The organism is Stenotrophomonas sp. YJH_SMC_46 (assembly GCF_059370315.1).
In genome coordinates this window covers 262,604-284,398 of the sequence record NZ_JCAFTO010000005.1, presented here as the reverse complement: position 1 = coordinate 284,398, position 21,795 = coordinate 262,604, and the positions used below count along the sequence as shown (strand labels likewise).

General features: G+C 68.1%; 17 protein-coding genes. 7 read left to right on the top strand and 10 right to left on the bottom strand.

Annotated elements, in window-relative coordinates:
- Positions 1 to 140: 140 nt before the first annotated feature.
- The 3 genes from AC5P8C_RS16970 to AC5P8C_RS16960 form a co-directional block, all read right to left on the bottom strand.
- A complete protein-coding gene (locus AC5P8C_RS16970; protein WP_495219132.1) occupies positions 141 to 1,586 on the bottom strand; it encodes an ExeM/NucH family extracellular endonuclease in 1,446 nt (481 codons plus the stop codon).
- A gap of 210 nt (positions 1,587 to 1,796) precedes the next feature.
- Positions 1,797 to 2,315 carry a c-type cytochrome gene (locus AC5P8C_RS16965; protein ID WP_005407662.1) on the bottom strand — a complete coding sequence of 173 codons (519 nt, stop codon included), beginning with the start codon at positions 2,313 to 2,315 and terminating at the stop codon, positions 1,797 to 1,799.
- 218 nt (positions 2,316 to 2,533) lie between these two features.
- Positions 2,534 to 3,151 (bottom strand): TetR/AcrR family transcriptional regulator, encoded by a 618-nt coding sequence (locus AC5P8C_RS16960; protein WP_021203751.1) that lies wholly within the window; start codon positions 3,149 to 3,151, stop codon positions 2,534 to 2,536.
- Positions 3,152 to 3,312: 161 nt separating this feature from the next.
- Between AC5P8C_RS16960 and AC5P8C_RS16955 the strand changes: the two genes are divergently transcribed.
- Genes AC5P8C_RS16955 through AC5P8C_RS16945 form a run of 3 tightly spaced genes read left to right on the top strand, consistent with a single transcriptional unit; the run spans position 3,313 to position 8,121 of the window.
- Entirely contained in the window at positions 3,313 to 4,476 is a 1,164-nt protein-coding gene (locus AC5P8C_RS16955; RefSeq protein ID WP_014035590.1) for an isovaleryl-CoA dehydrogenase, read from the top strand.
- Positions 4,477 to 4,486: 10 nt separating this feature from the next.
- Positions 4,487 to 6,097: a carboxyl transferase domain-containing protein gene (locus AC5P8C_RS16950; RefSeq protein WP_495219131.1), complete on the top strand. Its 1,611-nt coding sequence runs from the start codon at positions 4,487 to 4,489 to the stop codon at positions 6,095 to 6,097.
- Between the two features lie 8 nt (positions 6,098 to 6,105).
- Positions 6,106 to 8,121 carry an acetyl/propionyl/methylcrotonyl-CoA carboxylase subunit alpha gene (locus AC5P8C_RS16945; protein WP_425423346.1) on the top strand — a complete coding sequence of 672 codons (2,016 nt, stop codon included), beginning with the start codon at positions 6,106 to 6,108 and terminating at the stop codon, positions 8,119 to 8,121.
- 19 nt (positions 8,122 to 8,140) lie between these two features.
- Here the strand turns inward: AC5P8C_RS16945 and AC5P8C_RS16940 are convergent, their stop codons facing one another.
- A complete protein-coding gene (locus AC5P8C_RS16940; protein ID WP_019661875.1) occupies positions 8,141 to 9,307 on the bottom strand; it encodes a putative peptide maturation dehydrogenase in 1,167 nt (388 codons plus the stop codon).
- A 138-nt stretch (positions 9,308 to 9,445) separates the two neighbouring features.
- Here AC5P8C_RS16940 and AC5P8C_RS16935 point away from each other — a divergent pair, with 138 nt between their 5' ends.
- Complete coding sequence (locus AC5P8C_RS16935) at positions 9,446 to 9,742, top strand: NHLP-related RiPP peptide (RefSeq protein ID WP_019661876.1); 297 nt, start codon at positions 9,446 to 9,448, stop codon at positions 9,740 to 9,742.
- A gap of 7 nt (positions 9,743 to 9,749) precedes the next feature.
- Here the strand turns inward: AC5P8C_RS16935 and AC5P8C_RS16930 are convergent, their stop codons facing one another.
- From AC5P8C_RS16930 to aceB, 4 genes are all read right to left on the bottom strand, one after another.
- Entirely contained in the window at positions 9,750 to 12,242 is a 2,493-nt protein-coding gene (locus tag AC5P8C_RS16930; protein WP_019661877.1) for a putative peptide modification system cyclase, read from the bottom strand.
- 13 nt (positions 12,243 to 12,255) lie between these two features.
- Entirely contained in the window at positions 12,256 to 13,296 is a 1,041-nt protein-coding gene (locus tag AC5P8C_RS16925) for a GGDEF domain-containing protein (protein WP_019661878.1), read from the bottom strand.
- A 421-nt stretch (positions 13,297 to 13,717) separates the two neighbouring features.
- Positions 13,718 to 15,019: an isocitrate lyase gene (aceA, locus tag AC5P8C_RS16920; protein WP_019661879.1), complete on the bottom strand. Its 1,302-nt coding sequence runs from the start codon at positions 15,017 to 15,019 to the stop codon at positions 13,718 to 13,720.
- Between the two features lie 64 nt (positions 15,020 to 15,083).
- Entirely contained in the window at positions 15,084 to 16,706 is a 1,623-nt protein-coding gene (aceB, locus tag AC5P8C_RS16915; RefSeq protein ID WP_019661880.1) for a malate synthase A, read from the bottom strand.
- Between the two features lie 110 nt (positions 16,707 to 16,816).
- On the opposite strand from aceB, the gene AC5P8C_RS16910 reads away from it, so the two are divergent.
- Together AC5P8C_RS16910 and AC5P8C_RS16905 are read left to right on the top strand one after the other, a co-directional pair.
- Positions 16,817 to 17,785, top strand: coding sequence for a LysR family transcriptional regulator (locus AC5P8C_RS16910; protein WP_019661881.1), 969 nt, complete (start codon positions 16,817 to 16,819; stop codon positions 17,783 to 17,785).
- A 295-nt stretch (positions 17,786 to 18,080) separates the two neighbouring features.
- Entirely contained in the window at positions 18,081 to 18,998 is a 918-nt protein-coding gene (locus AC5P8C_RS16905; RefSeq protein ID WP_019661882.1) for a LysR family transcriptional regulator, read from the top strand.
- Between the two features lie 128 nt (positions 18,999 to 19,126).
- On the opposite strand, the gene AC5P8C_RS16900 is transcribed toward AC5P8C_RS16905, so the two are convergent.
- Complete coding sequence (locus tag AC5P8C_RS16900; protein ID WP_019661883.1) at positions 19,127 to 20,383, bottom strand: MFS transporter; 1,257 nt, start codon at positions 20,381 to 20,383, stop codon at positions 19,127 to 19,129.
- A 124-nt stretch (positions 20,384 to 20,507) separates the two neighbouring features.
- Complete coding sequence (gene lepB, locus AC5P8C_RS16895) at positions 20,508 to 21,134, bottom strand: signal peptidase I (protein WP_019661884.1); 627 nt, start codon at positions 21,132 to 21,134, stop codon at positions 20,508 to 20,510.
- Positions 21,135 to 21,391: 257 nt separating this feature from the next.
- Between lepB and AC5P8C_RS16890 the strand changes: the two genes are divergently transcribed.
- Entirely contained in the window at positions 21,392 to 21,793 is a 402-nt protein-coding gene (locus tag AC5P8C_RS16890) for a hypothetical protein (protein WP_019661885.1), read from the top strand.
- Positions 21,794 to 21,795: the final 2 nt, after the last annotated feature.

Here is a 21,795-nt window from a genome sequence, read left to right as displayed (position 1 = left end):
GCTGCGCTCAGACATCGGCGCCTCTTCGCCCCTGATCCACTTGCGATGCTCGGCTCGCTGGAAGGCGGACTGGTAGATCAAAAGCAAAGGCGGCATCCGTGCCGATCAAGGTCCCTACCAGAGCAGATCCCCGGCGAACCCTATCTGTCGAAACCCAGCAGCAGCGGGTCGTGGTCGGAGCTGCGCCACGGGCCCTGCACGTTGCGGCCCTGGTAGCCGCTGGCGTCCTGCTCGTCGGCATTGCTGTGCCATTCGGCGGCACCGCGCAGGCGCTTGGCCATGCCCGGGCTCAGCAGTGCATGGTCGAGGCGGCCGGTATAGCCGTTGTAGACGTAGCTGTAGGGATGCTCGACCTTGGCGACCTTGAATGCGTCCTGCCAGCCCAGGTCACGCAGGGTGCGGATCGGGTCTTCCATCGCGTAGGCATTGAAATCGCCCAGCAGCACCGCGTCCCTGGCACCGGTACCGGTCGGGTCGGTCTGCAGCCAGGCATGCAGCTGCTGCGCCGAGGTCACGCGGGTCGCGTTCCAGCAGCCCTGGTTGTCGTTGCGGTCGGCGTCGGCACCGGCGGCGTCGCGGCAGCCCTTCGACTTGAAGTGGTTGGCAACCACCACGAACGGCGCGCCCTGCTTGCCCTGGAAGGCCTGCGCCAACGGTACGCGGCTGTGCTCGACGAACGGGCCGCCGGTCAGCGTGGCCGGCTTGCCGACCGGCTGCAGGCGCGTGCTTCGGTAGATGATCCCGACCCGGATCGGGTTGTCGCCGGGGCCGGTGCCGGCGTCGACGAAGCGCCAGTCGCCCTGCGCGCCGCGGTCGCGGTTGAGCGCATCGACCAGTTCGGCAATGGCCGAGTGCGGACCGTAGCCGTCGTTCTCCAGTTCCATCAGCGCAGCGACATCGGCGCCCAAGGCGTTGACCGTGGTGACCAGCTTGGCGAGCTGCGCCTTGTGCTCGTCCAGCGTGCGCGCGCCGCGCAGGGTCGGGAAGCCACCGCCCTGGCCGTCACCGTTGAAGAAGTTCTCCAGGTTGAAGGCGGCCACGTGCAGGCTGCCCGGCACCGTGGGCACTGCCGGGCGCTTCAGTTCCGGCAGCTTCAGCGCGCCTTCGACCTGCAGGCGCGGATGGCCCTGCGCATCCACGCGCACGATGCCCTCCACGTTGCGCAGCTGCATGCCGGTGCGCAGCACCGGGTTGCCCGGCAGGTAGGGCACGCTGGCGGGGTCGCGGGCGTCACTGCCATCTTCCAGTACCAGCCGGCGACGCTGGTTGTCGGCCATCACCTGCTCGTAGCCGGCGGTGCCCGGCGCAGCCACTTCGGTCGGCTGCCAGAGGCGGCCGTCGAAGGCCACGGTGAGCTGGCCGAAGCGCTCCAGGCCATCGGTACCGGCCAGGGTCAGCGGTGCGGCGATGCGCACGCGCTGGCCATCCAGCGCGCGCCAGTCGGCCGGCGCGGCGGTCAGCACCACGGTGGCGCTGCTGCGCGCGACAGCGGGCGTCGTAGCTGATGCGGCCTGCGGCTGGGCCTGGGCAAAGGCGCTGGCCGGCAGCAGCAGGGACAGGGCAAGAGCAAGGGAACGGCGGCGCATCGACGGGCGATTCCAGTGAAGAGGGCGCACAGACTAACCCTGAAATGCGGAGATCCGCCTGCGCGGCGGGGGCACAGGGGCAATCAGGCCTCGGTGGGCAAAGCTTGGTAGGTGGTAGAGCCGAGCCCACGCTCGGCTGCGCCTGGCCACACCGTGCGCAGAGCAGCCGAGCGTGGGCTCGGCTCTACAGGAAGCGGCGCGTTGCGGCGGCTATTTCAGGTTGCCCAGCATCCAGTCCACGGTGGCGTGAATCTGTTCTTCGGTCAGGGCCGGGTTGCCACCCTTGGGCGGCATGATGCCGCCATCCGGGCCGGTATAGCCCTCGATGGCGTGCTTGTAGAGGGTGTCCTTGCCCTGCGCGATGCGCTTGTCCCAATGCGAGTGGTCCAGCGTCGGTGCCATGCCCACGCCGGTGGTATGGCAGGCGGTGCACAGGTTGTCGAAGATCACCTTGCCATCCTTGGTGCCGCCGTAAGCCACCTGCGAAGCAGCCTTGGCCAGCGCGGCGGCCTTGGCCGCAGCCTGCGCGGCGGCGCCGGTGCTGCCGGCATAGACCGCGCCGGTGGGCGAAATGCGCTGTTCGGTGCGCTTGGCCGCGGTCGGCGATACTTCGGGTGGAATCCGGGTGTGGATGTAGGCGGCAAGGAGGATGAGGCCGAGGGTGATGGTCGCCAGCAGCGCGATCACCATGGAGAAGCGTTTCAGGAACTCCAGATCGTAATTCCGCACTCTTCGTTACCCCTGGCTGATAGTCGTTGGACCACGGCTGAGCGACTGCGTGATGGGCCGAGTATAGAACGCGCTATGCGTGCGACAACAGGCGTCATGCTGGTGCGGCGCAGCATGCGGCCGTGGCCGCATGCGGGTAGCGCCGGGCCGTGCCCGGCGAGCGCGAAGCGCGGCAACAACGGTCGAGGATGGCAACAGCCGCCGGGCATGGCCCGGCGCTACCGAATTGCCGGGGCACCGATCGCGCGCAGGCAGAAGCTGCAGATTGCGTTCACCAGTGCATCTTCGTCGCGGTGTGCTTCGCGGCTTGGCGCGGTCGGGCCGACCATCGCCTCGGTGAAGGCGCCGACCAGGCACGCAGCGGCCACATGCGCGTCCTGCGCAGGCAGCTCACCGGCCGCCACGCCCTCCTCCACCAGCCGCAGGAACACGTCGCCGAAGGCGCGACGACCGCGCATGCGCTCGGCTTCCACGTCCGGGTCGACCGGTTCGACGATGAAGGCGTGCGCCAGCCCCGGCCCAGCCAGGGCACGGCGTACGAAGGCGGTGATCGCCAGCCGCAGGCGCTCGCTGGCCGCCTCCGGGCCACTGGCGATGCGCTCCATGATCGCCACCTCGTGGGCCACCGCGGCGTTGAGCACCTCCACGAACAACTCGGCCTTGGACGGGAAGTGCCGGTAGATCAGGCCGGTGGACACCCCCGCCAGGGTCGCCACGGCGGTCACCGGGGCATTGCGCCAGCCGCCAGTGGCGACCAGTTCACGGGTGGCCAGCAGGATCCGTTCACGGGCCCCGGCCAGGCGTTCTTCCATCAGTGCAGAGCGTTTGTAGGCCATGTTTTGATTCTGGTTTCAATTTTTGAATTTGTATTCACTTCTTATCCGAACCCCGCTACGCTGGGGTCCAATCGCCCGTGCGGGCAGCGGTCCTGCAGACCGCCGCCCGCTCCCCCGCCGGGTGCGTCCATTTCCTGCCATCCCGTCGTGGAGCCACCACAATGCACGTGCCATCCCTGAACTTCGACCTTGGCGAAGACATCGACCTGCTGCGCCAGAGCGTGGCCCATTTTGCCGCCGCCGAGGTCGCGCCGCTGGCCGCCGAGGCCGATGCCAGCAACCAGTTCCCGCTGGCTCTGTGGCCGAAGCTGGGCGAACAGGGCCTGCTCGGCCTCACCGTGGAAGAAGCATACGGTGGTACCGGCATGGGCTACCTGGCCCACGTGGTGGCGATGGAAGAAATCTCGCGCGCTTCCGGTGGCATCGGCCTGTCCTATGGCGCGCACTCCAACCTGTGCGTGAACCAGCTGCGCAAGAACGGCAACGAAGAACAGAAGCAGCGCTTCCTGCCCGGCCTCTGCAATGGCAGCCTGGTCGGTGCGCTGGCGATGAGCGAGCCGGGGGCCGGTTCGGACGTGGTGTCGATGAAGCTGCGCGCCGACAAGCGCGGCGACCGCTACGTGCTCAACGGCAACAAGATGTGGATCACCAACGGCCCGGATGCTGACGTGCTGGTGGTCTATGCCAAGACCGACATGGAGGCCGGCGCCAAGGGCATCACCGCGTTCCTGGTCGAGAAGGGCATGAAGGGCTTTTCCACCGCGCAGAAGCTGGACAAGCTGGGCATGCGTTCTTCGCCCACCTGCGAGCTGGTGTTCCAGGACTGCGAGATTCCCGAAGAGAACGTGCTGGGCCAGGTTGGCGGTGGCGTGCGCGTGCTGATGTCCGGCCTGGACTACGAGCGCGTGGTGCTGTCCGGTGGCCCGCTGGGCCTGATGGCCGCGGCCATGGACGTGGTGATGCCGTACGTGCACGAGCGCCACCAGTTCGGCGAGCCGATCGGCAGCTTCCAGCTGATCCAGGCCAAGATCGCCGACATGTACGTGGGCCTGGGTGCCTGCCGCGCGTATGTCTATGCCGTGGCACGCGCCTGCGACCAGGGCCGCACCACCCGCCAGGACGCCGCCGGTGCCATCCTGTACGCCGCCGAGAAGGCCACCTGGCTGACCGGCCAGGCGATCCAGATCCTCGGCGGCAACGGCTACATCAACGAATACCCGACCGGCCGCTTGTGGCGCGACGCCAAGCTGTATGAAATCGGCGCCGGCACTTCGGAGATCCGCCGCATGCTGATCGGCCGCGAACTGTTCCAGCGCACCCTGTAAGGCCAACGCGATGACCGTCCTGAACAGCCAGCTGCAACCGGGCAGCGAAACGTTTGAAAGCAACCGCGCGGCGATGCAGGCCGTGGTCGACGACCTGCATGCCACCCTCGCGCGCACCGCGCTGGGTGGCAGCGAAGCCGCACGCGCCAAGCACACCGCGCGTGGCAAGCTGCTGGTGCGTGACCGCATCGACGCCCTGCTCGACCCCGGCAGCGCCTTCCTGGAAATCGCGCCGCTGGCCGCGCACGGCATGTACGAAGACGCCGTGCCGGCCGCTGGCGTAGTGGCCGGCATCGGCCGCGTGAGCGGCGTGGAATGCGTGATCGTGGCCAACGATGCCACGGTCAAGGGCGGCACCTACTACCCGATGACGGTGAAGAAGCACCTGCGCGCGCAGGAGATCGCCGAACAGAACCACCTGCCGTGCATCTACCTGGTCGATTCCGGTGGCGCGTTCCTGCCGCTGCAGGACGAAGTCTTCCCCGACCGCGATCATTTCGGCCGGATCTTCTACAACCAGGCCAACCTGTCGGCGCAGGGCATTCCGCAGATCGCCTGCGTGATGGGCAGTTGCACCGCCGGTGGTGCCTATGTGCCGGCGATGAGCGACGAGACCGTGATCGTGCGCGAGCAGGGCACGATCTTCCTCGGCGGCCCGCCGCTGGTGAAGGCGGCCACCGGTGAAGTGGTGACGGCCGAGGAACTGGGCGGTGCCGATGTGCACACGCGCATCTCCGGCGTGGCCGACCACATGGCCGACAACGACCTGCAGGCGCTGGCACGGGTGCGCGCGATCATCGCCCAGCTCAACTGGCGCAAGCCGGAACCGGCGATGGCGGTGCAGGCGCCCGAGGAACCGCTGCTGCCGGCAGACGAACTGTACGGGGTGATCCCGGCCGATACGCGCAAGCCCTACGACGTGCGCGAAGTGATCGCACGGCTGGTCGATGGCTCGCGCTTCGACGAATTCAAGCCCCGCTACGGCGCAACGCTGGTCACCGGCTTCGCCCATCTGAACGGCTACCCGATCGGCATCATCGCCAACAACGGCATCCTGTTCTCCGAGTCGGCACTGAAGGGTGCGCACTTCATCGAGCTGTGCACCCAGCGCAACATCCCGCTGGTGTTCCTGCAGAACATCACCGGCTTCATGGTCGGCCGCAAGTACGAACAGGGCGGCATCGCCAAGGACGGCGCCAAGCTGGTGATGGCGGTGGCTTGCGCCAGGGTGCCCAAGTTCACCGTGGTCATCGGCGGTTCGTTCGGTGCCGGCAACTACGGCATGTGCGGCCGTGCGTACTCGCCCAACTTCCTGTGGATGTGGCCGAACGCGCGCATCGGCGTGATGGGCGGCGAGCAGGCCGCCAGCGTGCTCGCCACGGTCAAGCGCGATGGCATCGAAGCCAAGGGCGGCCAGTGGCCGGCGGCGGAGGAAGACGCGTTCAAGGCACCGATCCGCGAGCAGTTCGAGCAGCAGGGCCACCCGTACTACGCCAGCGCGCGCCTGTGGGACGACGGCGTGATCGATCCGGCCGACACCCGCCGGGTACTGGCCCTGGCGCTGTCGGCCAGCCTCAACGCCGCCCCGCAGCAGACGCGCTTCGGCGTGTTCCGCATGTAACCCGTGCCATGACCGAGCACGCTCCCATGAAGCCCGTTGCCATGTTCACCAAAGTCCTGATCGCCAATCGCGGCGAAATCGCCTGCCGCGTCATCGCCACCTGCCGCCGCCTCGGCATCGCCACCGTGGCGGTATATTCCGATGCCGACCGCAACGCGCGCCACGTGCGCCTGGCCGACGAAGCCATCCACATCGGTCCGGCCGCTGCACGTGAAAGTTACCTGCGCGGCGATGCCCTGCTCGACGCCGCACGCCTGACCGGCGCGCAGGCGATCCACCCCGGTTACGGCTTCCTGTCAGAGAATGCCGACTTCGCCGATGCCTGCGCCGCCGCCGGCATCACCTTCATCGGGCCGCCGGCCAGCGCCATCCGCGCGATGGGCGACAAGAGCGCGGCCAAGGCATTGATGGCGAAAGCCGGCGTGCCGCTGACTCCGGGCTACCACGGCGACCAGCAGGAACCGTCCTTCCTGCGCGAACAGGCCGACGCCATCGGTTACCCGGTGCTGATCAAGGCCAGCGCCGGTGGCGGTGGCAAGGGCATGCGCAAGGTCGAGCGCAGCGAGGACTTCGTCGATGCGCTGGCCAGCTGCCAGCGCGAGGCGGCCTCGGCGTTCGGCAATGACCACGTGCTGGTCGAGAAGTACGTCGAGCGCCCGCGCCATATCGAGATCCAGGTGTTCGGCGACAGCCACGGTGACGCGGTGTACCTGTTCGAGCGCGACTGCTCGGTGCAGCGCCGCCACCAGAAGGTGCTGGAAGAAGCGCCGGCCCCGGGCATGTGCGCGGAACGTCGTGCTGCGATGGGCAAGGCGGCGGTCGATGCCGCGCGCGCGGTGGGCTATGAAGGTGCGGGCACGGTGGAGTTCATCGCCGGCCCGGACGGCGATTTCTACTTCATGGAAATGAACACCCGCCTGCAGGTCGAGCACCCGGTCACCGAGTACATCACCGGCACCGACCTGGTGGAGTGGCAGCTGCGCGTGGCCTCGGGCCAGCCGCTGCCGTTGCGCCAGGACCAGCTGGCCATCCATGGCCATGCGATCGAGGCGCGCCTGTACGCCGAGGATGCCGACCGTGGCTTCCTGCCGTCCACCGGCATCCTGCGCCGCCTGCGCCTGCCGGCACCGTCGACTCATGTGCGCGTGGATACCGGTGTCGAGGAAGGCGACAGCATCACGCCGTACTACGATCCCATGATTGCCAAGCTGATCGTCTGGGACGTGGACCGCGACGCCGCGCTGCGCCGCATGAGCCAGGCCCTGGCCGACTGCCAGGTGGTGGGCGTGACCACCAATGCCGGTTTCCTGCGCCGCCTGGTGAACACCGATTCGTTTACCCACGCCAAGCTGGATACCGCGCTGATCGAGCGCGAGCAGGCGGCATTGAGCCGGGTGGGTGACAGCGATGATGCGCTGTGGCTGCTGGCGGCGGTGGCCGCCGTGGCCACTACTGCAGGTGCAGCCAGCGATGCGCGCGATCCGCATTCGCCGTGGCAGTCACAGGACGGCTGGCGCCTTGGCGCGCCCGCGCCGCGCGTGCTGCCGCTGCAGCAGGGCGAACGCCGGCACACGCTGAAGGTGTGGGCGCAGGCCGATGGCTGGCGTGTGCAGTGCGATGACGCGGCACCCGTGCAGGTGGTCGGCACAGCCGATATGCGCGGGCTGGTGGTGCAGCTGGGCGGGCGCCGCTGGGCACTGCAGCTGCTGCGTGACGGAGACCAGCTGTACCTGTTCGGTGCTGACGGCCAGCACCGTTTCACCCTGCATGATCCGGTGGGCGAATCGGACCACGCCGTGGCCGATGCCGGCAGCCTGCTGGCACCGATGCCGGGCAGGATCGTCGCCACGCTGGTCGCCGCCGGTACCGAGGTCAAGCGCGGCACGCCGCTGGTGGTGCTGGAAGCGATGAAGATGGAGCACACCCTGCAGGCGCCGGCCGACGGGACGGTGAAGGGCTACCGCGCCAAGGCCGGCGACCAGGTCGGCGACGGCGCGGTACTGGTGGACTTCGAGGCGGCGTGAACGCTGGGGTGGCGACCGCTCAGCGGTCGTCGCCCGCTACCACCCGCCCGGCGGGATCGAATTCGGCCGTGTCCAGCGTGGCACTGCGCCAGCCCAGGCCGCAGATGGCCATCGCGCTCTGCCCGATGCCGTCGAAACCGAAGGCACGATCGACATCGGCATCGTTGATGGCCGCCGTCACGAACGCCGCCAGCCCGCGCTCGGTCGCACACAGGTACAGCAGCTGCGAGATGTGACCGACATCCAGCGTCACCGCACGATGCGCCTTGGCGTGGTTGCGGTACTTCCAGAAGCAGCGGTCATAGCGCGGCGCCAGCACCAGCAGCGCCGGCGCATCGGCGAACCACGCCTGCCCGGACAGCATCCGCCGCGCCAGCGCCGGCAGTGCCTGCGGCGGTGGCGAGGGCAGCGGCAGCACGGCGTGCTGCACCGGGTGGTAGTGGTACAGGCCCGGTGCCAGTCCTTCCACGTTCTGCACCAGCAGGAAGCCTTCGGTGGGATGCAGGCCGCCACCGGAAGGCACGTTCTTCTTCAGGAACTCGGTATCGCGCTCGACCTTCTGCACCGCGTGGGCCATCAGCGTGCGCTGCAGCACCTGGGCCAGCAACGGCAGCGGCAGCGCGCGCTGGGTATCGAAATTGCGGCAGGTGCTGCGGCGCGCCAGCAGTGTGTCGAACGGCGCCTCTTCGCTGCGCGGCAGCGGATGGTAATCGCCCTGCATCGGCTGCACCACCGGCGGTGGCGGCCCGAGGCGCTGGCGCAGGCCGGCAGCGGTGTCCAACCCTTGCCGACGCATGTCCTCCACGCTGTCCACGGCCTGCCAGCGCGCATGACGATGGGCCAGCGCCGCCAGCGGCCACCACTGGCTGCGCCGCAAAGCCTCGTCGCGCAGCTGGTGCCCCACCTCGCTCGGTGGGTCGGTCAACAGCAGGCCCTGCTCGACCAGGCGGGCCAGCATGGCCGGGCAGGCATCGGCGGGCGGTTCGCACCAGCGGTGCGCACTGAGCTCGCCGAGCAGCTGGCGCTCCTCGGCGTCCACCGGCAGTGGCTGGTCCAGATGCGCGGCCAGGGCCACCCAGCTGATCTGGCTGTCCATCTCGGCGTGGCCGGCCAGCATCGCGCGCAGGTCGAGGGTGATCGCCTCGCGGGGCTCGAACATCAGGCTGGCGCAGCGGCGCAGGCGCATGGGATTCCTTCCTTCTGCCGCACAACCGGCATAGCAGCAACGACCGCAGCGCGGCCAACTTTAGCGACGTACGCAGCGCGGCCCTCAATGGCAGGCTGTCGCGGCCGATACGAGAACTTCAGCCTACGGACGATCCCCATGAGCACCCATCCCCGCCTTTCCGCCGCAGACGCCAGCACCCTGCTGGACCACCTGATCGGCAACGACGACTTCCGCAGCCACTTCACCGCTTCGCCGGCCAAGGCCCTGGCCTCGATCGGGCTGGACGGTGCGGTCGGCGAGAACGACTGCATGAAGATCGGCACCCTGGCCTCGGTCGAGGAGCTGAGCCAGGTGCGTGACGGGCTGCAGGCCCACCTGTCCGGGTCGGTGGCGGCCATGACCGTGGTGTTCTGCTTCGAAGCGGGCAAGGTCGGCGAGCGCATCGACGGCTGACCCGTCATCAGGGCGCGCCGGCCGCGGCCGGCGATGCCCACGTGGACACATCGTGCACATTCAGTGGTTGCCAGACCTGCATGGCGGTGACCTCGGCAATGGCCTGGCCGCGATGCTGGGACAGCCAGGCCTGCTGGCGGCGTACGGCAGCTTCATTGCCCTGTGCGCGCAGCGCGAGCAGCAGCACGACGTGTGCCTGCACCGGCTCGCTGCCATCGAGCATTGGCTCGATCAGGGCGCGGGCAGCTTCGGGCCGCTGCATCTGCAGTTCATCCACGGCGCTGACAATGCGCAGCCAGCGATCAGCGACCGGACTGCGCAGGCTGCGCAGCAGCGGCCGCTGCTCGTCCAGCCAGCGTTTGGCCAGCTCGAACTGGCCCTGTCGCTGGGCCAGATGGACCAGAGCCAGCCATTGCAGGCCGCGGGCATGCAGCATGGGATCATCGCGCTGCTCCAGCAACGGATGCAGCAACGCAGCGATGGCCTGCAACTCGGCGCGGTCCGCGCTCGGGCACAGAGCTGCCACGCTGGCGTGCTGCAGCCGCTGCTGCACCTGGAAGTCGACCAGCGCCGGCGCCGACGCGTCGTCGCGTACCGCCTGCTGCATGGCCGCGCAATCGCGCTGCGTGGCCGCCAGCAGCAGCTGCGCACGCAGCTTCATGCGCTGCTGCAGGGCATCGTTGGCACGGATCTGCGGCAGCAGTTGGGCGGCCTTGGCGTACTTGCCCTGCGCGACCAGCACGTCCACGCCGGTCTCATCGGCATCATCACGACCGCGCAGGACCTGTGCCTGGGCCAGTGTCTCGGCCGCAAGCTGCGGTTGGTTGGCGGCGATCTGTATCCGCACCAGGTGGATCAGCGGATACAGGCGCAGCGGATCCTGCGGCACCGCAGCCGCACGCGCGTAGGGTTCGGCCTCGCTGAACTGGTTGGCCTGCAGCAGGTACCAGGACGTGTTGGACAGCCCGGCGAACGAATCCGGGTAGACCTTGGCCAGCGTGCGCCAGTGCTCCAGCGCCCAGCCACCAGGCTCCAGTTCGGCCATCCAGGCCTTCAGGTACAGGCGCTCGCGTGGCGGCAACCGATCCTGCAGGTCCAGCGCGTGCTGCATGGCTTCGCGTGCGCGCCGCCCTTCATCGACGCGCGCATGCAGTTTGGCCACGCCCATGTAGGCCAGGGCGAAACCGGGATCAATATCGATTGCAGCCTGATAGAGGTTGCGCGCCTCCTCGAAGCGACGCTGGCCCAGTGCATTCTCGGCCAGCGCGAACGCTCGCAGTGCGCGAAGGTCCTGGGTCGATGCCCGCGGCAGCGGCAACGACTGTTCCAGGCTCGCCACCGATTCGCCCAGTCCGCGACGCAGGCGCCCGACCACGTCGTCCACCGCGAATACCATCTGGTCGGATCGATCCGTGGTGGCGGTGAACGTCTGGATCACCTGGCCGGTGCCGGGTGCGGCGACATCAATGGCCAGCTCGTAGCCACCGATCTTCTGCCGCACCGTCGGCAGCAGCACGGCGCGCGCGCCCTCCCGCACCGCCACGTTGGCCGCGGTATCGCGGCTGAGCCGGGTATCGCCCGAGAGCCGCGCCATTTCCAGGCTTTCGCGGATCTTGCCCTCCGACAGCACGTTCACGTAGCGCGACTGCTCCAGCGCGATCCGGATCGCGTGCCGCATCGAGTCGTCGAAAATCGGGTCGCCGGTGAGGTTGTCGACATCGCCAAGCACCACCCAGTCCCGCTCGGCGAACGCGATCGCCGGTTCCGACCGCAGCAGCAACCAGCCGCCCAGCACGGCCACCGTCAGCACCAGGCCCTCGGCGGCCAGCACCAGCGGCTGCCGCCACAGCGGCAGGTCACGGCGTGCCTTGGCAGTGGCGCGTGGCATGCGCAACGGCGCTGAACCGATCTCACCCACTTCGATCACTTCCTGCTCCACCGGCATTCCCTTGAAGCGCCAACGGCCGTGCGACTTCCACAGCAGGCGCGCACCCCGTTCCCCCAGCGCGCCGGTGGCGCGACGGGTCAGCGATTCGGCCACCGCCGACAACAGGATCTGGCCAGGGCGGGCCAGCGTCATCAGGCGCGCTGCCATCGGCTTGGCCAGGCCTTCCACTTCCATCGACTTGGCGCCGGCACGGACCGCCTCGGCACTGTTCTCCCAGGTCAGCACGTCACCCACATGCAGGCCTGCACGCGCGCGCAGTTCGATCGCCCGCTGCTGGCCCAGCGCGTGCAGTTCGCGCTGGTAGTCCAGGGCGAAGCCCAAAGCATCGATGGCCCGCTCGAACAGCATGAACAGGCCGTCGGAGCGATCGATCAGCTGGCCGTTCCAGCGCTGCTGCAGGACCAGCACCAGGCGGTCGTGTTCCTGGAACAGGCTGGCGGCCGCCACATCGCCGATCCGCTCGACCAGTTGCAGCGAATCACACAGATCGGTGAACAGCAGGGCGCGTAGCTGTGGGCTATGCGGGGCTGACGTTCCGTTGTCGCCGTCCATCGCCTGCCTCTCCCTATTGGCCGTCCGGATCATTCGCCCAGCGCAGGCAGTTGCCGCCATCGCGCTTGGCCTGGTACAGCGCGCGATCCGCGCGCGCGTACCACTCGCTCCAGCCTGCCTCCGGCGCCAGCAGGCACGCACCGATGCTGACCAGGCTGACATGCGGCGTACCGGGGCTGCGTTCGAGCAGGCCATGCACCGCGCTGAGGATGAACTCGGCCGCGTGCTGCACGATCTCGTGGTTGCCGCGGCGCAGGATGAGGCAGAACTCATCACCGCCAAGGCGGCAGGCCAGGTCATGCTCGCCGGCCATCGAGCGCAGGATGTTGCCCATGCTCTGCAGCACGCGGTCGCCGGCCTGGTGGCCGTGGCGGTCGTTGATCTGCTTGAAGCGGTCACAATCGATCAGCAGCAACGCCTGCGGCAGCCCCTCGGCACGCTCGCGGCACTCCTGCAGGTACAACGTGAGGCCACGGCGGTTGTGCAGCCCGGTCAGTTCATCGGTGCGCACCAGCTCGCGGGTATGGGTCAGCTGATGAGTGGTGATGTACAGGTTGTCCAGCGCGGTTTCCAGATCGTGGTTGCGGCGCCGCAGCTGGCTGATCAGGGCCTGTTCGTTGGTCAGCACGCGCATGATCGTGCGACGCAGGAAGTACGCCACCAGCCCGGGATCGGATTCGACCAAGCGGTGGAAATCGGCCGGCCCCAGCTCCAGTACATCGCAATCGACCAGCGCGCGGGCGCTGGCGCTGCGCAGGTGGTCGCCGACCAGCAGGCCCAGTTCGCCGAAGAACTCATACTGCCCGAGTGTCTTGATCACCAGGTCCTCGCCGAAGTCCAGTTCGATCTGGCCGTCGAGGATCACATACATGCGCTCGCCGCGGTGGCCCCGCTGGAACAGCCACTGTCCGGCATGAAGCTTGCATGGGCGGGCGAATCTGGCAAACAATGCCACCTCGGCATCCGACAACAGCGCATGCACGATCTCGGCCATCGCCACCCGGGCGATACCTGTCGTCATATCACTGTTCTCGGCCGCACCCCTGCCGGTCATTCCCTGCACCCGCCGCCAGCGTCCCCTGGTGAGCCGCGGAGCATAGCACCGCTTTAAAGTGTGCGCCCTATCTCATTTTGAGCCTCAGGGCGCTCTTGTGTGATGTGAAGATCGGTGGTGGCCCGTTCTGGTCACCCATGTCCGGGCAAAACCCCTGCTGGATCAATCCGATGCCGGGTTTCACAGGATTTCGGCCAAGTTGCGGCCAAGGGGGTGCGCCTGATTGACGCTGCCTGCCGGCCGCCGCGCCTTTGCACCGATACAACAACGCCGGCAGGTCCCCCGACCGGCCGGCGTTGTCTGGCCCTTCCCTGGCCACCCTGATCAGATTTCGAGGCTTCGGTAGAGCCGGCCGCTGGCCGACTTCCCTGTGGTGCCCGAAGGATCACGTGGTTGCCGGCCAGCGGCCGGCACTACCGCGTCACGCCGCGCGTTCGCTGCGCCCGCCATGGAACTGCTCTTCCTCGGTGGAGCCGGTCAGCGCGGTGGTCGACGACTGCCCCTGCTGGATCGCCTGGGTCACCGCATCGAAGTAGCCGGTACCGACTTCACGCTGGTGCTTGACCGCCGTGAAACCGCGCTCGGCCGCTTCGAACTCGGCTTCCTGCAGCTCCACGAAGGCGCTCATCTGGCGGCGTGCATAGCCGTGGGCCAGGTTGAACATGCCGTAGTTCAGCGCGTGGAAACCGGCCAGGGTGATGAACTGGAACTTGTAGCCGTAGCTACCCAGTTCGCGCTGGAACTTGGCAATGGTGGCGTCGTCCAGGTTCTTCTTCCAGTTGAAGCTGGGCGAGCAGTTGTAGGCCAGCAGCTTGCCCGGGAACTTCGCGTGGATCGCCTCGGCGAACTTGCGGGCGAACTCCAGGTCCGGCTTGCCGGTCTCGCACCACACCAGATCGGCATAGGGCGCGTAGGCCAGGCCGCGGCTGATCGCCTGGTCCAGGCCATTGCGGGTCTTGTAGAAGCCTTCCACGGTGCGCTCGCCGGTGGTGAACGGCTTGTCGTTGCCGTCGATGTCGCTGGTCAACAGATCAGCCGCTTCGGCATCGGTGCGCGCCACCAGCAGGGTCGGCACGCCCAGCACGTCGGCAGCAAGGCGCGCGGCGTTGAGCTTCTCGATGGCCTCGCGGGTCGGCACCAGCACCTTGCCGCCCATGTGCCCGCACTTCTTCACCGAGGCCAGCTGGTCTTCGAAGTGCACGCCGGCCGCACCGGCCTCGATCATCGCCTTCATCAGTTCGAAGGCGTTGAGCACGCCGCCAAAACCGGCCTCGGCATCGGCCACGATCGGCTGCAGGAAGTCGATGTCGTCCTTGCCTTCGGCATGATGCAGCTGATCGGCACGCAGCAGGGTGTTGTTGATGCGCTTGACCACCGCCGGCACCGAATCGGCCGGGTACAGCGACTGGTCCGGATACATCTGCCCAGCCAGGTTGGCGTCGGCCGCCACCTGCCAACCGGACAGGTAGATCGCCTTCAGGCCCGCCTTGACCTGCTGCATGGCCTGGTTGCCGGTCAATGCACCCAGCGCGTTGACGAACTCGCGCTCATGCAGCGACGCCCACAGCTTCTCCGCACCCAGGCGGGCCAGCGAGTGCTCGATGTGGACGGTGCCGCGCAGGCGCACCACGTCGGCGGCGCTGTAGTTGCGCTGGATGCCTTCCCAGCGCGGGTTGGTGTCCCAGTCGTGCTGGATCTGTTCGGCAGTGGGCAGCTTGCTCATGTCTTTCTCCAGTTCGGTTCGTGCGTGCAGCGGGGAGGGAAACGGCAGGAGGGCCGGCAGTCGGTCAATCGATGCGCGCGTAGGCCGGCAGGGTCAGGAAATCGGTCAGTTCGTCACTGCGGCTCAGTTCGCCGAGCAGGGCGATGGCCTCGCCGATGCGCGCACCACCGGGCAGTACGGCGGTATCGCCCAGCCGTGCCGGCAGCTGCGAGAGGGTGGAATCCAGCAGCGCCAGATCGATCGCAGTGCCATCGTCCAGCTGCTGGCCCGGCGTATGCAGCCACTGCCACAGCTGGCTGCGGCTGATCTCGGCGGTGGCCGCGTCCTCCATCAGGTGATGGATCGGCACGCAGCCGTTGCCATCCAGCCACGCCGCCAGATAGCGCACGCAGACTTCCACGTTGCCCTCGAAGCCGGCGCGGGTGACGGTGCCCAGCGGCCGTGCGATCAGTTCGTCGCGGCCGACGCGCACATCCTGGCGCAGCACGCTGTGCTGGTTCGCACCGGGCATGTGTTCGTCGAAGATCGCCATCGCCACCGGAATCAGCGCCGGGTGCGCAACCCAGGTGCCGTCATGGCCGGCGGTGACTTCGCGCAGCTTGTCGGCGCGCACCCGGGCCATCGCCTGTTCGTTGGCGGCGGCATCGTTGTTGATCGGAATCTGCGCGGCCATGCCGCCCATCGCATGCGCCCCGCGGCGGTGGCAGGTCTGGATCAGCAGTTCCGAATACGCCTTCAGGAACGGCTGGGTCATGGTCACCTGACCACGCTCGGGCAGCACGCGGTCGGCGTGGCGGCGGAAGGTCTTCAGGTACGAGAAGATGTAGTCCCAGCGCCCGCAGTTCAGGCCGACGATGCGATCACGCAGCGCGTGCAGGATCTCGTCCATCTCGAACACCGCCGGCAGCGTTTCGATCAGCACGGTCACCTTGATCTGGCCGTGCGGCAGGCCGAGCATGCCCTCGATATGCGAGAGCGCGGTCTCCCACAGCGCCGCCTCTTCCATGCTCTGCAGCTTGGGCAGGTAAAAGTACGGGCCACGATCCTTCGCCTGCAGGGTGCGGGCGTTGTGGAAGGCGAACACCGCTGCGTCGAACAGGCCACCGGCAAGGAACTGGCCGTCGATGCGCACGTGCTTTTCATCCAGGTGCCAGCCACGCGGGCGCACGATCAGCACCGCCTGCTCGTCGTACGGGCGCAGCGTGTAGTGCTTGCCATTGGGGGCGGTGTATTCCAGATCGCCGCGCACCGCCGCCGCCAGCGACTGCTGGCCGGCCAGCAGGTTGCGCCAGGTCGGCGAGGTCGAATCCTCGAAGTCGGCCATGAACACCTTGGCGCCGGAGTTCAGCGCGTTGATGACCATCTTCGGGTCGGTCGGGCCGGTAATCTCGACGCGGCGGTCCTGCAACGCGGCCGGCAGCGGGGCCACGCGCCAGTCGCCGCTGCGGATGGCGGCGGTGTCCACGCGGAAGTCCGGCAGGCCGCCCTGGTCGAAGAATGCCTGGCGTTCACGGCGGGCCTGCAGCCTCGCCTGCCGGCCCGGTTCCACCGCACGGTGCAGCGACACCAGCAGGGCCAGCAGCGGCGCCGGCAGCAGGGTGTCCTGGCCGGCCACGCGGGTCGCCAGGGCGATGCCGGGGGTAGCCTTCGCGGCGGGGGTGGGAACAGCGGAAGCGACGGCGGACATGGGGCAACTCCAGCGGTGGGGGAACGGCTCCACGGTGCCGCTGGGCCTGAGTATTTGGCAAAACAGTTTTTGCAATGTTCTACATAAGTTGTGCTAATACTCGTGACACGATGAGCACACGCACCCCGCCAAGTCCGCGTTTTTCCTACAAATCTGACCGGCTGAAGCCGTTGCGTGCGTTCTGCCAGACGGTGCGCCTGGGCTCGGTCTCACGGGCGGCTGAGGCACTTTTCGTCAGCCAGCCGGCGATCAGCCTGCAGTTGCAGGCCCTGGAACGGGAGCTGGGGGTGCCATTGTTCGAACGCAGCGGGCGGCGCCTGGTGCCCAGCCGCGAGGGCCAACTGCTGTACGAGATGGCGCAGCCGCTGGTGGAGAGCCTGGACGGGCTGGAGGCGCGCTTCCGCGACAAGGTACGCGGCCTGGACGCGGGCGAGCTGAACATCGCCGCCAACAGCTCGACCATCCTGTACCTGCTGCCGAAGATCGTCGAACGCTTCCGCCTGCACCATCCGGATGTGCGCCTGACCCTGCACAACGCGATCAGCGCCGACGGCACCGACCTGCTGCGCGAGGATGCCGCCGACCTGGCCATCGGTTCGATGACCGATGTACCGGCCGACCTGACCTACGCCCCGGCTTACCGCTTCGAACAGGTGCTGATCGCGCCGCACGACCATCCGCTGGCCAGCGGCGGCGAGCTGGAGCTGGCCGACATCGCGCGCTATCCGCTGGTACTGCCGCCGAAGCGGCAGATCACCTACCGCCTGGTCGACCAGGTATTCCAGCGCCACCGCATTGCCTACACCGTGGCGCTGGAAGTGGGTGGATGGGAAGTGATCAAGCAGTACGTGGCGATGGGCATGGGCATTTCCATCGTGCCGGCGCTGTGCCTGCACGAAGCCGACCGCGAGCGGCTGGCGGCGCGGTCGATGAAGCGCTGGTTCCCCGAGCGCAGTTACGGGGTGATCGTGCGCCGCGGCAAGGCACTGTCGGCGCAGGCGCGGGCGTTCATCGAGCTGATCCAGCCGGAGTTGTTCAGTCCGCGCGATTACGACCAGAGCGGGCATTCGGAGCGGTGAGGGGTGTTCGGCAGGGCTGCGCCCTGCACCCGCCGAAGCCGAAGCAACAGCAAAAGCCGGCTATCCGTGGGATGGCGGGGTGAGTCCGGTTGCGGGGGACGCCGTAAACCCGTCCATGGGGGCTTGGTCGCGGCATCCATGCCGCTCACACCCCCGCAACCGGACCCACCCCGCCTTCGACAGTTGGTCGCTGCTGTTGGTGCCAGCTGCTGTTGGTGGGTGCCGACCGTTGGTCGGCACGGGATCGGATCCCATCTCTGATTCATTTCCGGCTGACGATGAATAAACTGGCCCCATGTCCATCGAACTGCGCCACCTGCGCTACTTCCTCGCTGTTGCCGATACGCTGCACTTCGGCCAGGCGGCCGAGCGCCTGGGCATGTCACAGCCGCCGCTCAGCCAGCAGATCCGGCAGCTGGAGGAACTGATCGGCGCGCGCCTGTTCGTGCGAAGCCATCGCCGCGTGCAGCTGACGCCTGCTGGGGAGCTGCTGCAGGAACGCGCGCGCGCAATCGTGCAGCAGGTGGAAACCGCGGTGGACGAGGTGCAGCGTGCGCAGCGCGGCGAGCAGGGTGAACTGCATATCGGCCTGACCCGGGCCACGCCGCTGTCGCCACAGATCCCGCGTTCGATCCTGCATTACCGCCAGCAGTATCCGCAGGTGCGGCTACAGCTGAGCGAGATGAATACGCTGCAGCAGATCGACGCGCTGCTCGATGGTTCACTGGACGTGGGCATCATCCGCAAGCGTGCGTTGCCGCCGGAACTGGTGGCACACAGCCTGTTCGTCGATCCGCTGGCGCTGATCGTGCATGCCGACCACCCTGCCCTGCGCAGGCTGTCGAAGCAGGGCACGGTGTCGTTGCGCGACTTCGCGCAGGAGCCGTTCGTGGCATTCCGGCGCAGCGCGGGCGCGGGCATCCACGACCACATGATCGCGTTGTGTGCGGCGGCGGGCTTCACGCCGCGCATCGTGCAGGAAGCCGGTGAAGCATCGACGTTGATCAGCCTGGCCGCTGCGGGCCTGGGTGCGGCGATCCTGCCGTCGTCGTGCGATCACATCCGGGTGGAAGGATCGCGCTTCGTGGCGTTGGCCGATGCTGGCGCGCATTCGGAAGTGCAGCTGGCGTGGCATCGCGAACGGGTGACGCCGCTGATCCGAAACTTCGCCGGGCTGCTGCGCGGGGCGTTCGCCGGTAGAGTCGACTGTTAGTCGACTATCGCGCGCAGCGCGGGTTTTCGCGATCTGATGGAAGAGCAGTCGACTGACAGTCGACTCTACCTCGGCAAAGCCGCTACACCGTGGTTGCCGGCCAGCGGCCGGCACTACCGTGCGTTGGGTCACGCGGTCACCGGCTGCGGGGCGCGGTGCTGCAGCGCCCAGACGATGCCACCACCGATCAGGGTCAGCACCGCGGCGAACGCACACACGCCCCACCAGTCCCAGGCCGCGTAGGCCAGGCCGCCGACCCCGCCCAGCACGCTGGAGCCCAGGTAGTAGGCGAACAGGTACAGCGCCGACGCTTCCGCGCGCATCGTACCGGCACGGCTGCCGACCCAGCTGCTGGCCACCGAGTGGCCACCGAAGAAGCCGAACGTGACCAGCGCGATGCCCAGTGCCATCGTGCTCAGCCACGGCATCGCCAGCAGCGCGATGCCGGCGCCGATCAGCGCGAACGAGATCGACAGGATGCGGCCGCGCCCGTACCGCGTAGCCTGCTGGCCCATCCACGCCGAACTGAAGGTGCCCACCAGGTACACGCTGAAGATCAGCCCGACCACGGTCTGGCTGAGGTGGTACGGCGGCGCCAGCAGGTGATAGCCCAGGTAGTTGTAGAGGGTGACGAACACGCCCATCAGCACGAACGAGGTGGCGAACAGCCACGGCAGGCCCGGGTCGGCGAACAGCAGGCGCCAGCGCGACGGCAACTCGCGCAGGCCATCACGGCGGGGATGGAAATGGCGCGACGGCGGCAGCTGCAGCCACAGCAGCACGGTACTGGCGATGGCGATGATCGAGACCACGCCGATGCCCCAGCGCCAGCCCCAGTGATCGGCGATGATGCCGGCCAGCAGGCGCCCGCTCATGCCACCGATGGCGTTGCCGCCGATGTACAGGCCCATCGCCAGGCCCAGCGCGCGGCTGTCCATTTCCTCGACCAGGTAGGTCATCGCCACTGCCGGCACGCCGCTCAGCGCCAGGCCAAGCAGGGTGCGCAGCACCAGCAGCGTGGTCCAGTCGTCCACCAGCGCCGAGCTCAGCGACAGCATGGCCGAGGCCAGCAACGCGACGATCATCAACGGGCGGCGGCCGACCGCATCGGACAGCAGGCCGGCCAACAGCATCGCCACCGCCAGCGTACCGGTGGTCAGCGACAACGACATCGCGCTGCCTGCGGCCGACACGCCGAAATGGCGGCTGAACTCAGGCAGCAGCGGCTGCACCGTGTACAGCAGGCCGAAGGTGGAAAAGCCGGCCAGGAACAGTGCCAGCGCGGTGCGACGAAAGGCCGGTGTGCCCTGCTGGATGCGGGTCTCGGCGCTGGGGTCGACAGTGGGGGGGCGGCGTTCGACGGCCGCCGCGGTTTCGCCAGTCATGGGACCGATGGGCCGGTGGGGGCGGCCAAGCGTGGGAGGGAACGGGCCTCAGACTAGGCCCGTCTATCCAGTCGATCCATAACCTGATAGGTCATGATTGATATACGAGAAGTATCAATTCAGCTTACAGGCGCTGCCACTCGAAGCCGTCGCCCCGGCGGTAGTACACCGCCACCGCGCGGCCGTAGAGCTTGTCGGCGTCGACGAAGCCGAAGAAGCGGCCATCGAAGCTGTTGCCGCGGTGGTCACCCAGCACCAGCACCTTGCCCGCCGGCACCACCAGATCGGCGATGTCCGGACCGCCGCCCATGTCCAGATCAAGGCGGGCACGTCGCTCGCCGAAGGCTTCCACGTCCTGCAGGTCGGCCATCTGCAGCGGCTGCCCGTTGATGCTCAGATGGCCTTCGCGCAGCTGCACATGGTCACCGGCCACCGCCGCCACGCGCTTGATCAGGCGGGTGCCGTCGGCCGGTGAGTCGAAGACCGCCACCTCGCCACGCTGCGGGGTGCCGGTCGCCATCAGTTCCGTGTTGGTGAATGGCAGACGCAGACCGTAGGCGCGCATGTCCACCACCACCCGGTCGCCGGGCTGCAGGGTCGGCTGCATCGAACCACTCGGCACCACGTAATGGTTGGCCAGGGTATCGCGGGCGGCGGCGAGCAGGCCGAGCATCACCAGCAGCGGCAATGCTTCCTTCTTCAGCCAGAGCAGCGCGCGTTCGGGAAGGGGAGGACGGGCAACAGCATCCATGACAGGCTCCGGGTGGGTGGTCGCTGCATCAGACCACACTCGGGCGGGAGAGGTTCCCGCGCCGGCTTGTTGTAGAGCCGAGCCCGCGCTCGGCTGCTCTTCGAGTGTCGGTGCACGCCAGCCGAGCGTAGGCTCGGCTCTACATGAAGGGTTACGCAGGTTTTACGCCCCGGTCCGGCCGCGGGCATCGCACCTTTACGGGCAGCACGCGCATCGTGTGCCCACCGCGCCACACGGCGCATTCCGCAAGGTGTTGTATGACCCTCCTGGTGATCCGCCACGCCTCTTCGTCGGCACCGCGTCCCCAACTGCCGGCACAGCTGGCCGGCCATCGCGTGCTGTGCAGCGACTGCGCCAGCCTGTCCGAGGTACGCCAGTGCCTGTGCCAGCCGCAGGCGCGCTCGGCCGACTGGGTACTGCTGGATGTCGGTGCCGCCGACGAGGCGCAATGGCAGGCCGAAGGTGGCGCGCTGCAGGCGGCGCTGGAACGGCTGCCGGCGCAGTACATCGAGTTGCAGGCACCCAGCGAACCTGGCCTGGATGCACGCCTGCGCCTGCAGCACGGCCCCGCCGCCGTGGTGGTCGACCAGCGCAGCCAGCAGGCCGGTTACCCGTTGTCGCTGGCCATTGTCGGCCGCCGCCTGGCGCAGGAGGGCTGAGT

Coding starts and splice junctions, on each gene's coding strand:
- AC5P8C_RS16905 (WP_019661882.1), top strand. CDS start 18,081: ATGTCCATCGAACTGCGCCACCTGCGCTACTTCCTCGCTGTTGCCGAT.
- AC5P8C_RS16930 (WP_019661877.1), bottom strand. CDS start 12,242: ATGGACGGCGACAACGGAACGTCAGCCCCGCATAGCCCACAGCTACGC.
- AC5P8C_RS16900 (WP_019661883.1), bottom strand. CDS start 20,383: ATGACTGGCGAAACCGCGGCGGCCGTCGAACGCCGCCCCCCCACTGTC.
- AC5P8C_RS16890 (WP_019661885.1), top strand. CDS start 21,392: ATGACCCTCCTGGTGATCCGCCACGCCTCTTCGTCGGCACCGCGTCCC.
- AC5P8C_RS16910 (WP_019661881.1), top strand. CDS start 16,817: ATGAGCACACGCACCCCGCCAAGTCCGCGTTTTTCCTACAAATCTGAC.
- AC5P8C_RS16970 (WP_495219132.1), bottom strand. CDS start 1,586: ATGCGCCGCCGTTCCCTTGCTCTTGCCCTGTCCCTGCTGCTGCCGGCC.
- aceB (WP_019661880.1), bottom strand. CDS start 16,706: ATGTCCGCCGTCGCTTCCGCTGTTCCCACCCCCGCCGCGAAGGCTACC.
- AC5P8C_RS16940 (WP_019661875.1), bottom strand. CDS start 9,307: ATGCGCCTGCGCCGCTGCGCCAGCCTGATGTTCGAGCCCCGCGAGGCG.
- AC5P8C_RS16925 (WP_019661878.1), bottom strand. CDS start 13,296: ATGACCGGCAGGGGTGCGGCCGAGAACAGTGATATGACGACAGGTATC.
- AC5P8C_RS16950 (WP_495219131.1), top strand. CDS start 4,487: ATGACCGTCCTGAACAGCCAGCTGCAACCGGGCAGCGAAACGTTTGAA.
- lepB (WP_019661884.1), bottom strand. CDS start 21,134: ATGGATGCTGTTGCCCGTCCTCCCCTTCCCGAACGCGCGCTGCTCTGG.
- AC5P8C_RS16935 (WP_019661876.1), top strand. CDS start 9,446: ATGAGCACCCATCCCCGCCTTTCCGCCGCAGACGCCAGCACCCTGCTG.
- AC5P8C_RS16955 (WP_014035590.1), top strand. CDS start 3,313: ATGCACGTGCCATCCCTGAACTTCGACCTTGGCGAAGACATCGACCTG.
- AC5P8C_RS16960 (WP_021203751.1), bottom strand. CDS start 3,151: ATGGCCTACAAACGCTCTGCACTGATGGAAGAACGCCTGGCCGGGGCC.
- AC5P8C_RS16945 (WP_425423346.1), top strand. CDS start 6,106: ATGACCGAGCACGCTCCCATGAAGCCCGTTGCCATGTTCACCAAAGTC.
- aceA (WP_019661879.1), bottom strand. CDS start 15,019: ATGAGCAAGCTGCCCACTGCCGAACAGATCCAGCACGACTGGGACACC.